This is a genomic window from Pseudoalteromonas sp. APC 3358 (assembly GCF_030408075.1).
In the GTDB taxonomy this organism is placed as follows: domain Bacteria; phylum Pseudomonadota; class Gammaproteobacteria; order Enterobacterales; family Alteromonadaceae; genus Pseudoalteromonas; species Pseudoalteromonas arctica.
On record NZ_JASDCE010000007.1, the window covers coordinates 151218 to 163071 of the forward strand.

Consider the following 11854-nt stretch of genomic DNA (forward strand, 5'->3'; position numbering starts at 1 on the left):
TAATATAAGCGTGTAATTGGCTGTTTGTTAATGCCTTACACGCTCGATTTTTACTGTCGATTTTTAATTTCTTCGCTAATTTTAGCTACAAAATCATCGACATTAAATTTGCCTAGGTCTTCACCTGTGCGAGTACGCACTGCTACTTCTTGTTGTTCAACTTCTTTATCGCCAACAACAAGCAAGTATGGAATACGCTTCAGTGTATGCTCACGGATTTTAAAGCCAATCTTCTCATTTCTCAAGTCAGCAGCGGCTCTAATTCCAAGTTTATTTAATTTTTGTACTACTTCTTTAACATAAGGAGCCTGTTTATCGGTAATATTCATAATTACCACTTGCTTTGGCGCAAGCCACGTCGGGAATAAACCAGCGTACTCTTCAGTTAAAATGCCAATAAAGCGTTCAATAGAACCTAAAATAGCACGATGTATCATTACAGGTGTACGACGTTCGTTATTTTCTGCTACATAAGTAGCGCCTAAACGACCCGGTAATGCAAAGTCTAATTGCACTGTACCACACTGCCACGCTCTGTCTAAACAATCGTATAAAGTAAATTCAATCTTTGGACCATAAAACGCGCCTTCACCCGGAAGATAATCAAATTCAATATCGTTTAGCTTAAGTGCTTCAGCTAAAGCAAGCTCTGCTTTATCCCACATATGGTCTTCACCAATGCGTTGTTCTGGGCGAGTAGATAGCTTAACTACAATCTTCTCAAATCCGAATGTTTCATATGTATCATAAACCATCTTAATACACGCTGAAACTTCGTCCATTATCTGCTCTTCGGTACAGAAAATGTGAGCATCATCTTGTGTAAAGCCACGTACACGCATTAAACCGTGTAGTGCACCTGATGGCTCATTACGATGACAACAACCAAATTCAGCCATACGAAGTGGTAAATCACGGTACGATTTTAAACCCTGGTTAAAGATCTGCACATGTCCTGGGCAGTTCATTGGTTTAATCGCGTATTCACGCTTTTCAGACTCAGTGGTAAACATTGCTTCTGAATATTTTTCCCAGTGACCTGATTTTTCCCAAAGTGAACGGTCCATCATCATTGGACCTTTTACTTCTTCGTACTCATATTCGCGTAACTTTTCACGTACAAATTCTTCAAGCTCGCGGTAAATGCTCCAACCATCGTTGTGCCAAAATACCATGCCTGGCGCTTCTTCTTGCCAATGCCATAAATCAAGCGCTTTACCAATACGGCGGTGATCGCGTTTTTCAGCTTCTTCAAGGCGTTTTAAATACGCTTTAAGTTGCTTTTTATCGCCCCACGCTGTGCCGTAAATGCGTTGTAGCATTTTGTTTTCTGAATCACCACGCCAATATGCACCCGCAACTTTCATTATTTTGAAGTTTTGGCAAAATTTCATGTTAGGAACGTGAGGTCCACGACACATGTCTACATATTCTTCGTGATGATATAATCCTGGGCGGTCATCTTTAGCGATGTTTTCGTCCAGAATTTCTATTTTGTATGTTTCGCCACGCGCTTCAAATGTATCGCGTGCTTCTTGCCAGCTTACTGTTTTTTTCACTACGTCGTAGTTGGTTTTTGCAAGTTGCAACATACGCTTTTCAATTGCTTCAAGATCATCTTGTGATAATGAATGTTCCATATCGATATCGTAGTAAAAACCGTTATCAATGGTAGGACCAATTGCCATTTTTGCGTCTGGGAAAAGTTGCTTAACTGCATGACCAATTAAGTGAGCACAAGAGTGACGAATGATTTCAAGGCCGTCATCGTCTTTAGCGGTAATGATCTCAAGACGAGAGTCTTCACTAATTAAATCACATGCATCAACACGGTCGCCATTAACACGACCCGCAATGGTCGCTTTAGCTAAACCAGGGCCAATATCGTTTGCAACATCAAGCGTGCTTACAGGGTTTTCAAAACTACGTTGACTTCCGTCTGGAAGAGTAATAACTGGCATTATAAATCCTTGCTACAGTGGTGACACCTACAATGTATCACGTGTATTTTTAATAAATTAAATGAGAATGACTCGACAACGCTTTTACGAATAAGCATTGACTAATAAATGTAGATGCAGAGTCTATTCAACTACAAAGATATATTGTCGCGTGCTGCGCATTTAATTACAAGTTTTAAGGGGTGAAATCCACCCGTTTTGAGCACAAAATGTAACTTTTAGAGCAAAAAAAATCATTTCATTAAAATATAAAAGCATCAACGCACTAATTACGCACCTACAACTATACCTACACTCGCATTTTAATGTGTGTTGCGTATAATACTGCGTAATTAAGTTATTTTAGAGAATAGACATGAGAACATGTGGTGTAGAAATTACCGGTAGTGATGTACTACTTTGTATTTTAAGTAAAGATAATGACGTATTTGATATTCGCGATGTGCGCCAAACACGCTTTACCTTAGGTAACGGTAACGACACTGAAGTAATGCGTAAATTTCAATTCGATTTTGCAAAACTAATGCAAGATTACCAAATTGATTCTGTTGCAATCCGTGAGCGTCAGCCTAAAGGTAAATTTGCTGGCAGCGCAAAGGGATTCAAAATGGAAACTGCGATTCAATTAATCGACAATTTAGACGTACGTTTATTTACCACAACTGAAATTAAAGAACAGGTAAAGCGTAATCCTATTCCTATTGATTTTGAAGAAACAGGTCTTAAAAAGTACCAAGAAAATGCATTTGTAAACGCTTACGTTTACATAATGAAAAAAACATACCGCAGCGACGAAATGTAAACTCATTACTCGTTTAAAAACGCGTACTTACAGTGTAAGACGCGTTTTTTTGTGTCTAAATAGTAGTATTAGCTTTTATTAATCTAATAATACATTAGTCTAACTGCACTTCTCTTTGTCGACAATATGTGTTTATTTTAACTTTGTAGTTTACATAACTCACACACATTTTCATGGAGAGAGCAATGCACACACACACTATTGCGGTAAAAGAAGTAGAACAAATAAATCACTTACCGTTATCGCAAAGCTATTTTAAAGGTATACAAAGCACACCTTTAACAAATTCGACTATCGGGGAGTACTTTGACTTTATTGTCGACAAAAACCCAGAGGCGTTAGCTGTTGTAGTTCATCACCAGGGTATTCGCTTAACGTATAAAGAATTTCAAAAAGAAGTTAATCAACTTGCTATGGGCTTACTGGCCCTTGGTGTAAAACCAGGAGAGCGCGTTGGTATTTGGTCTCCTAATAATATTGAATGGTGCTTAACCCAATTTGCAACAGCCAAAATTGGCGCAATAATGGTGTGTATTAACCCTGCATATCGCCCTAACGAATTACAATACGCTTTAAATAGTGTTGAATGCTCTACTCTAATCACAGCATCAAACTTCAAAGGCAGTGATTATTTAGAAATGCTCAATGGTTTGGCTCCAGAACTTGCAACTTGCGATAAAGACACACTTAATTTAAAAGCACTGCCCACTCTTAAAAATATAATCCGCATTGGCGATGAAGCATCTCCTGGTATGTACTCTTTTAATGATGTTATTAACTTGCCAACATCGGCACATGAGCTTGAATTAAAAGCAATAGGTGCAAACTTAAATGCTGAGCAAGACATCAATATACAATTTACATCAGGCACAACAGGCAACCCAAAAGGCGCAACGCTCACTCATAAAAATATTTTAAATAATGCGCTATTCGTCGCCGAATCTATGCACTTTACGAGCGATGACAAGTTATGCATCCCTATCCCGTTATATCATTGCTTTGCAATGGTATTGGGTAGCTTATTGTGTGTTAGTAAAGGTGCAGCAGCCATTTATCCAGGCGATTCGTTTGATGCAAAAACCACACTCGATGTAGTTCAACAAGAAGGATGTACAGCGCTGCACGGTGTACCTACTATGTTTATTAGTGAGCTTGAGCTAAGTAATTTTAACGATTATGACTTAAGTACTTTACGCACGGGTGTAATGGCAGGCTCTACATGCCCAGAGCAAGTAATGCGCAAAGTACAAACACAAATGAACATGCATCAAGTACTGATTGCTTACGGGCAAACGGAGTGCAGCCCCATAAACAATATTACCGAAACAGACTCTTCAATAGAGCGGCAAGTAACAACGGTTGGCCGCGCACTTGCCCATACCGAGGTTAAAATAATTGACGAGCTGGGTAACATTCAAAAAATTGGTCAACCTGGCGAAGTGTGTAGTAAAGGTGCAGGCATAATGCGCTGCTATTGGAATGACGATGCTAAAACAAAAGCCACAATAGATGAAAGTGGTTGGCTACACTCTGGCGATTTAGGTGTCATGGATACAGAAGGGTTTGTCACGATTGTTGGGCGTATAAAAGATATGATTATTCGCGGCGGCGAAAACATTTACCCTCGAGAAATAGAAGAAGTACTTTACACCTACCCGGGCATTCAAGATGCTGCCATATTTGGTATAACAGATGAAAGGTATGGCGAAGAAGTATGCGCTTGGATCCAACCAAAAGAAGATGCTGTACTTGATGAGCAAGCAATTCGTGAGTTTTTAAAAGACAAACTAGCCTACTTTAAAATGCCACGACATATCCGTTTTGTAGAAAACTATCCAATGACAGTAACAGGTAAACTGCAAAAATTTAAAATGCGTGAGCAAATGCAAGAAGAGCTAAGCGACAAAGCCTTCTCCTAATTTTTCTCTACAAAAAATCTGAACTCTGAATAATAAATCTACCTCAAGTAACGATTAAAAAGCACAGCCAATTGGCTGTGCTTTTTGTATACTAAATTTATTATAAATCTAACATTCTCTTTTTTAAACGTTCTAAATCAATCGCACTCGAGCGCACTGTTAATTTAATGTGGCTGTATTCATATTCTTCTTTAACAACACTCATACTCGATCGGATTTCGCCCACGATACCTTTGGCTGTGTACGGTATAACAATCTCTTCTTCAATCATGTCCTCTTGAGCAATGCCAATAATGTATTTGTGCAATTTACTAATATCATCTGGATTACGCGTAGAGGTCATCATCGCATCAGGAAATTCATCCATTAGCGACTGCTGCAGCTCAGTACTTAATTGGTCTGACTTATTCAGTACTAATAATTTTTTGCTGCCTTCCACCCCAACTTCTGCCAGTACTTTATGTACTACTTCAAGTTGTGAACGAAAAGAAGGATCTGAAGCATCTACAACATACAACAATAACGATGCATCATGTGCCTCAGCGAGCGTTGAATGAAATGAAGCAACCAAATCATGAGGTAATTTTTTAATAAAACCAACCGTATCTGAAACCAATATACGTGGCTGCGTAATCGGATACAGCGCGCGAACAGTCGTATCTAGCGTTGCAAAGAGTTTGTTTTCGCCTTCTACATCACTACCTGTAATTGCGCGCATCATTGATGACTTGCCCGCATTGGTATAACCAATTAAAGCCACTGAGAATAGCTCAGAGCGCTGCGTACGTCTGTCCATCATTACATCTTGAACACTAACAAGCTCACGCTTTAATTCAGCTAATTGATCGCGCACCTTACGGCGATTTAGCTCAAGTGTGGTTTCACCCGCACCTTTACCCATTTGGCGTTCTTTATCACCTGTTGATGTTTCACGCAGTCGTGGCGCTACATAATTAAGGCGAGCAATTTCAACTTGTAATTTTGCTGTTTTAGTACGCGCATGACGGCTAAATATTTCAATGATAATACCGGTGCGATCAAATACTTCTACACCCAGCTGGTTCTCAACATTACGTAGTTGAGAAGGCGTTAAATCACAGTCAAATACCACTACATCAGCACATGCAAAATCAAGTTCGTCTGATGGAATTTCTGAGGATATTTCGGTTAAAGGGTCTTCATCAAGTAAATCATCTTCTTGCTCGTTTTCAACCATCCCTTTATTGCCGGTAAGGTGTGCTATTTCAGCTAGTTTTCCTGAGCCCAGTACATTAACTTTTTGGGTAGAACTTTGCTTTTGCGATTGTGTACCTACTACTTTAAAGCCTAACGTAGTTACCAAACGAGCAAGCTCTGCAAGCGACTCTGTTGCTTCGTCACCTTTAAATTGTGGTGTACTAATAGAAATAAGTAACGCATTAGGAAGTGATGGTTTTGCAGTTAGTTGCATAATTTTTTGTCTTAATGCACCTAAAGTGCAAACCTAATTTTCATTCGAAAGTAACTTGATCCTACGCTGTTATAGCCCAGCTTTATAGGGTTATAGTTCACTAATAGCGTTAATATTTAAAACTAACCATAATATACTCAATTTTATGGCTAGTTTTAAAATCACATTATATTAAAGCCTTATTTTTCAGCTTTAATATTAAACGACGCCCTGCTCAATCATTGCATCTGCAACGCGCCTAAAGCCTGCAATGTTAGCGCCTAATAAAAGGTTTCCAGGCTCACCAAATTCTGTAGCGGTATCGTTAGCGGTAACAAATATATTTTTCATAATTTGTTTTAGCTTTTCGTCAACTTCTTCAAAGGTCCAACTTTGCATACTCGCATTTTGTGCCATTTCTAATTGGCTTGTCGCAACGCCGCCGGCATTGGCCGCTTTACCTGGTCCATACGCAATTTTTGCAGCAATAAAGCAATCTATAGCCTCTTTTGTTGAAGGCATGTTTGCGCCTTCACTTACTAATAAACAACCGCAGGATAATAATGCGTTAGCGTCTGCCTGTGTTAATTCATTTTGTGTGGCGCACGGAAAAGCAGCGGCAGCATTAAAGCGCCAAACAGCGTGCCCATCTTTAGGGTAGTCATTTACAGGAATATAAATAGCATCGGGGTGAGTTTGTTTATATGCGCTCAAGCAATCACGCGATTGCTCTTTCAAACATTTAATAAGATTTAAATCTATACCCGATTCATGATACACAGTGCCACGAGAGTCGCTGCAACTTACTGGTGTTGCCCCCATTTGATAAAGCTTTTCCATTGCATAAATAGCAACATTACCTGCGCCCGAGACCAAGCAGCGCTTACCTTGTAGGCTATCGCCGCGCGCTTGCAGCATGTAGTCAGCAAAATAAACAGCGCCGTATCCCGTGGCTTCTTTTCGTACAAGCGATCCACCCCACAATAAGCTTTTACCTGTTAGAACACCTTCATAGCGCCCAGTCAAACGCTTATATTGACCAAACAAGTAACCTATTTCTCTTGCCCCTACCCCAATGTCTCCAGCGGGTACGTCGGTTGTAGGGCCAATATGGCGATAGAGCTCGCTCATAAATGATTGGCAAAAACGCATTATTTCAGCATCTGAGCGCCCTTTTGGATCAAAGTTTGCCCCGCCTTTACCACCACCGATTGGTAAACCTGTTAAAGCATTTTTAAATATTTGCTCAAACCCTAAAAATTTAATTATGCTGGCATTTACACTTGGGTGAAAACGTAAGCCACCTTTATAGGGGCCAAGTGCAGAGTTGAACTCAATTCTGTAGCCTTTATTTACCTGAATATTGCCTTCGTCATCAACCCAGGGAACTCTAAACATAATTTGGCGTTCGGGCTCAACTAAGCGTTGTATAATGGCATTTTTTTTGTATTTTTCTGAGTTTTCTAAGATAGGTTCGAGTGATTCAAGTACTTCTTCAACGGCTTGATAAAACTCGCATTGTGCAGGACTACTATTTTTTAATTGTGCGATTGTGCTATGGATATAATTCATAATTATTCTTCCGTGTTAATAATAAAAGTATTTATCAGATGTTAAAGTAAACGTGATCAAGTTTATAATTCATGCATTAAGGTCTTAATTTAATATAATTAACTATTACCTTAGCATGAAAAATTGAGATATTTAACGCGAGCTACGTGAATTATTTTTGATTGGAAGTTTGATTTTTATTTATTAAAGATGAATTTAAATTCGCAGATTTAAAATTAGAACAGTGCCAAGCGAGTTTTTATATTTTCAAAAGGGAATGTTAGGTGTGGGTTTGTTTAAAAATATAACAATTAATGGGCTTTATACTGCATTGCGCTCGCAAAAAACCCATTAACTAAAAGCTAATTAGCTAAAACCAGTTACTCAGCAGACTCTTCTGGACGGTGCTGCTTTTGTACGCCGGTTAAAAACAAGCGTAATATTTGATCGTTACAAACACGGTAATGTTTGTTATCTACTTTTCGAGAAAACGCGCTTAACTCATGTTTACTTAGATCAAAATCAACAAGTGCAAGTGTTGCTATAACATCTTCTGCTTTCATATTTAAAGCAATACGTAGCTTCATAAAGATAATATTGTTGTTTAGCTTTTTCTCAGGCTCTGGTTGCTCACCTTCGCGTTTGCCACGTTGGGTATTAATAAACCCATTTAAAAAGCTAGCAAACTCAGTATCACTTATTGGGGTAAAAGCCTCTTCACCTTCTTTAGTTAACCATGCAATTACTTGCTCTTTGGTGACCGTATGCTCTGCTGATGCAAAAACATTGACCATAGCAGTATCAGTTAAGTTAAAAGTGTAGCGAATGCGGCGTAAAATATCGTTATTAGTCAAAGTAAATCCCAAAGTGAGGTATAGCAACCAAGCAGTTATTGCTTAATTTTAAATAAGCACCTAGTTTAACAGGTTTACTAATACCACCCTATTAATTTTTATCTGAGCTTCTTATACCTAGTTACCAAGCACCTTGGCAGGATCTACGCGCGTTGCTTGCCATGCAGGATAAATAGTGGCAAGTATCGCAAGCACAAACGTAACAATCACTGTAATACCAATGTCTTCAAGTACTAATTTACTTGGTAAAAACTCTATAAAATAAACGCCCTCAAGTGGATTAGCTCCAAATAATTGGCTTATCCACGTAAAAAGTTCACTTATATTAAGCGCTAATACCACACCAATTAGTGTTCCTAGTGCCACGCCTACAAATGCTTGCATTAAGCCTTGCATTACAAAGGTGGCTAAAATAGTACTGTCTTTCGCGCCCATGGTTTTTAAAATTGCGATATTGCCTTGTTTTTCGCGTACTTCCATTACCAAGGAGGACACAATATTAAAACTGGCTACCGCTATAATTAAAAACACCACAATATAAACAATGGTACGTACCATTTGAATATCTTGATAAAGGCTGCCTTGGGTTCTAAACCAACTGGAAACATACACGTAGTCGTCAATAGTTTGGCCCACTTTTAGCGCTATTTGGTGCGCCGAAAACACATCATCAACACTTAACCGCAGCCCTGTTACTTGAGTTTCATCGTAACCCAATGTTTGCTGCGCTTTATTAAGATGTATAAACGCAGCTGTACTATCAATGGGGCCGCCCATTTCTATAACACCTGCAAGGTTAAGTGTTACGCGTTTAGGCGCTAATAATGACTGACCTTTTTGGCCTATTTGCGGAATAAGTAACGTAATGTTGTCGCCTACTTTTGCATCTAACTGTTTTACTATTTGCTTACCTAAAATTACATCGTCAAGGCCTAACTGGCTCACTAACTTACCACTGGTAAACTGATTTACCGCCGATACATTACTCTCGAGCGATGGCTCAACACCTCGAATTTCTATCGCTTTTAGCTGGCTTTTATATTGCGCCATCCCATTCACTGCAATAAATGGCGCAGCCCCTGATACATGCGGTTGTGTTTGTAAATCCTCAACTTTTTGCGACCAATTCGCGATGGGTCTACTTGGTGCTACATATTCAACCTGTGGCACAACACTTAGCAATCTATGTACTAGTTGCTGCTCAAAACCATTAATTACCGACAGCGCCACAATTAAAACCGCGACACCTAATAAAATACCAATAGTCGACGCTTTAGCGATAAAACTAACAAAGCCGTTTTTTTCATCTTTGTGGCCTGAATAGGCTCTAAAACGTTTACTTAAAAATGCACTAAGCAACATGCTGCGACTCTTTAATAGCTAGTTTTCCATCGTCTAAATAAGCTATTTTGCCTAGCTTATCGGCAAGTTCTAAATCGTGTGTAACTACCACAAAACTGGTGTTTAAGCTTTGGTTAAGCTCATTAATTAAATCGTAAATTTTAATCGCATTTTGTTTATCTAAATTACCGGTTGGTTCATCAGCAAGCACAAGCGCAGGTTTTGTAACCAGTGCACGGGCAATAGCCACGCGTTGGCGCTCTCCACCAGAAAGCGCAGACGGTTTATGCGAGCTGCGATGTGCAAGGCCTACTTTTTCGAGCATGTCGAGCGCTTGAGCTTTGGCTTCTTTTGCACTCAAGCCTTTAATTAGTAATGGCATAGCCACGTTTTCGACTGCGCTAAACTCCATTAGTAAGTGATGAAATTGATAGATAAAGCCCAAATTTTTGTTTCTAAATGCGGCTTGCTCTGTTCGCGAAAGCTTTGCAACTTCTTGGTTTTTAATTTTAGCGCTACCTGAGCTTGCGGTATCTAATGTGCCAAGTATGTGTAAAAGCGTACTTTTACCAGAGCCAGAACTCCCCACTATAGCGAGCATTTCGCCTTGCTGCAGCGCTAAATCAACGCCTTTTAATACTTCAACTTGGTTGCTGCCATCTTGATAAACCTTACTTAAATTTTCACAACTAATTACTAAATCATTCATAACGTAATACCTCTGCTGGTTTTACTTTTGCGGCTTTACGCGCAGGATATAAGGTAGCTAAAAAGCTCATAGCAATACTGGCAAACGCTATTATTACTAAACTCAAAATATCAAATTTTACCGGAAGCTCTATACCCGCCAATAAGTTTAAGCCCACTAATGCAAGTAGCTCATTTATATATAAACTAAATATTACACCTAAAAATGCGCCTATTGCGGTACCAATTACGCCATTATATAAGCCTTGCACCATAAACACTTTTTGCACTTGCGAAGGTGCTAAACCTAACGTTTGTAGTATGGCTACTTCACCTTGTTTTTCGCTTACCATCATGGTTAATGCCGATACAATATTAAATACAGCCACCAATACAATGAGGGCAAGCAACATAGACATAATGCGCTTTTCCATAGCAACGGCTGCAAATAGAGTACCTTGGGTGCTGCGCCAATCACTATAATTATGATCTTGTAAAATACGTTGGCTTGCTTCAATAAATTCATCTAGTTCAAAAGGTTCGTGCAATGAAACACTTAAATTTGGTGCAGTGTTTTTATCCAGCTTTAACACCCGCTGTAGTGAAGCGCCACTCGTAAACGCAAGTGCCATATCTATCTCAGATCCGGTTTCATATATTGCGGCAACTTTAAATAAACGCTGGCTGGGTACTCGCCCAAGAGGTGTATACGTTGAAGCATTAGGCATAATAACGCGAAGCTTATCACCCACGCTAACGCCTAATTTACGACTCAAATAACGACTTATAGCAATGTTGTAATTTTTGTTTAATACAGTTTTCCAATCGCCTTGCACTATTTTATCGGTAATTTTATACAAAGAACCACTATCGTTATAAAGGCCTTGTAATAAAACGCCGTGCAAGTCTTTATTCGTTTGCAAAATAGCTTCACCGTGGCGATATAAGCTTACATGATCAACATAAGGAGATTGTTCGAGGTCGGTTTTTAGGGTGTTCATTTGGGTGGCAGTGTGTTTACCTGCGCTAACTTCAACATGCGGAATAAGTCCAAGCATATTAGTTTTTAGGCTATTTTCAAACCCGTTCATTACACTGCTTACCGTAAATAATGCCATTAAACCAATAGCGATACCGGCAATAGAAAAAAATGAAATAAACGATATAAACGCATTTCCTTTAGAGGAGCGACTATATCTAAGCCCTATAAATAAGCTAACCGGTTGAAACATATTATTTTTAACACTTATCGTAAAAGTATTGAGCAATAGTAGCACGAAAAAAGTGCCTTTGGGTATGGTGTAAAATGT

9 protein-coding genes are annotated in these 11854 nt (G+C 39.1%); 2 read left to right on the plus strand and 7 right to left on the minus strand.

The features are described from left to right. Nucleotides 1-50: 50 nt before the first annotated feature. Nucleotides 51-1961 (minus strand): threonine--tRNA ligase, encoded by a 1911-nt coding sequence (thrS, locus tag QL995_RS12635; protein WP_007582683.1) that lies wholly within the window; start codon nt 1959-1961, stop codon nt 51-53. 355 nt (nt 1962-2316) lie between these two features. Between thrS and QL995_RS12640 the strand changes: the two genes are divergently transcribed. Both QL995_RS12640 and QL995_RS12645 read left to right on the plus strand, forming a co-directional pair. Beyond that, a complete protein-coding gene (locus QL995_RS12640) occupies nt 2317-2763 on the plus strand; it encodes a DUF3010 family protein (protein ID WP_007582681.1) in 447 nt (148 codons plus the stop codon). Nucleotides 2764-2948: 185 nt separating this feature from the next. Continuing rightward, the gene (locus QL995_RS12645; protein WP_290294301.1) at nt 2949-4682 is read left to right on the plus strand and encodes an AMP-binding protein; all 1734 of its coding nucleotides are present in this window, start codon (nt 2949-2951) and stop codon (nt 4680-4682) included. A gap of 100 nt (nt 4683-4782) precedes the next feature. On the opposite strand, the gene hflX is transcribed toward QL995_RS12645, so the two are convergent. The 6 genes from hflX to QL995_RS12675 all read right to left on the minus strand — a co-directional run bounded on the left by hflX (nt 4783) and on the right by QL995_RS12675 (nt 11776). Beyond that, entirely contained in the window at nt 4783-6132 is a 1350-nt protein-coding gene (gene hflX / locus QL995_RS12650; RefSeq protein ID WP_290294302.1) for a GTPase HflX, read from the minus strand. Between the two features lie 198 nt (nt 6133-6330). Continuing rightward, entirely contained in the window at nt 6331-7683 is a 1353-nt protein-coding gene (gdhA, locus tag QL995_RS12655) for an NADP-specific glutamate dehydrogenase (RefSeq protein ID WP_290294304.1), read from the minus strand. 359 nt (nt 7684-8042) lie between these two features. Continuing rightward, the gene (locus tag QL995_RS12660) at nt 8043-8516 is read right to left on the minus strand and encodes a DUF1456 family protein (protein WP_002960721.1); all 474 of its coding nucleotides are present in this window, start codon (nt 8514-8516) and stop codon (nt 8043-8045) included. 117 nt (nt 8517-8633) lie between these two features. Next, a complete protein-coding gene (locus QL995_RS12665) occupies nt 8634-9878 on the minus strand; it encodes a lipoprotein-releasing ABC transporter permease subunit (protein ID WP_290294305.1) in 1245 nt (414 codons plus the stop codon). Next, nucleotides 9868-10566 carry a lipoprotein-releasing ABC transporter ATP-binding protein LolD gene (gene lolD / locus QL995_RS12670; RefSeq protein ID WP_182195546.1) on the minus strand — a complete coding sequence of 233 codons (699 nt, stop codon included), beginning with the start codon at nt 10564-10566 and terminating at the stop codon, nt 9868-9870. Before lolD ends, QL995_RS12665 begins: the two co-directional genes overlap by 11 nt. Next, nucleotides 10559-11776, minus strand: coding sequence for a lipoprotein-releasing ABC transporter permease subunit (locus tag QL995_RS12675; protein WP_290294306.1), 1218 nt, complete (start codon nt 11774-11776; stop codon nt 10559-10561). The genes lolD and QL995_RS12675 overlap by 8 nt, the downstream gene beginning before the upstream one ends. Nucleotides 11777-11854 lie beyond the last annotated feature (78 nt).

Bases quoted from the DNA above. Each gene is read 5' to 3' on its own strand.
- thrS (WP_007582683.1), bottom strand. From the start codon at position 1,961: ATGCCAGTTATTACTCTTCCAGACGGAAGTCAACGTAGTTTTGAAAAC.
- QL995_RS12640 (WP_007582681.1), top strand. From the start codon at position 2,317: ATGAGAACATGTGGTGTAGAAATTACCGGTAGTGATGTACTACTTTGT.
- QL995_RS12645 (WP_290294301.1), top strand. From the start codon at position 2,949: ATGCACACACACACTATTGCGGTAAAAGAAGTAGAACAAATAAATCAC.
- hflX (WP_290294302.1), bottom strand. From the start codon at position 6,132: ATGCAACTAACTGCAAAACCATCACTTCCTAATGCGTTACTTATTTCT.
- gdhA (WP_290294304.1), bottom strand. From the start codon at position 7,683: ATGAATTATATCCATAGCACAATCGCACAATTAAAAAATAGTAGTCCT.
- QL995_RS12665 (WP_290294305.1), bottom strand. From the start codon at position 9,878: ATGTTGCTTAGTGCATTTTTAAGTAAACGTTTTAGAGCCTATTCAGGC.
- lolD (WP_182195546.1), bottom strand. From the start codon at position 10,566: ATGAATGATTTAGTAATTAGTTGTGAAAATTTAAGTAAGGTTTATCAA.
- QL995_RS12675 (WP_290294306.1), bottom strand. From the start codon at position 11,776: ATGTTTCAACCGGTTAGCTTATTTATAGGGCTTAGATATAGTCGCTCC.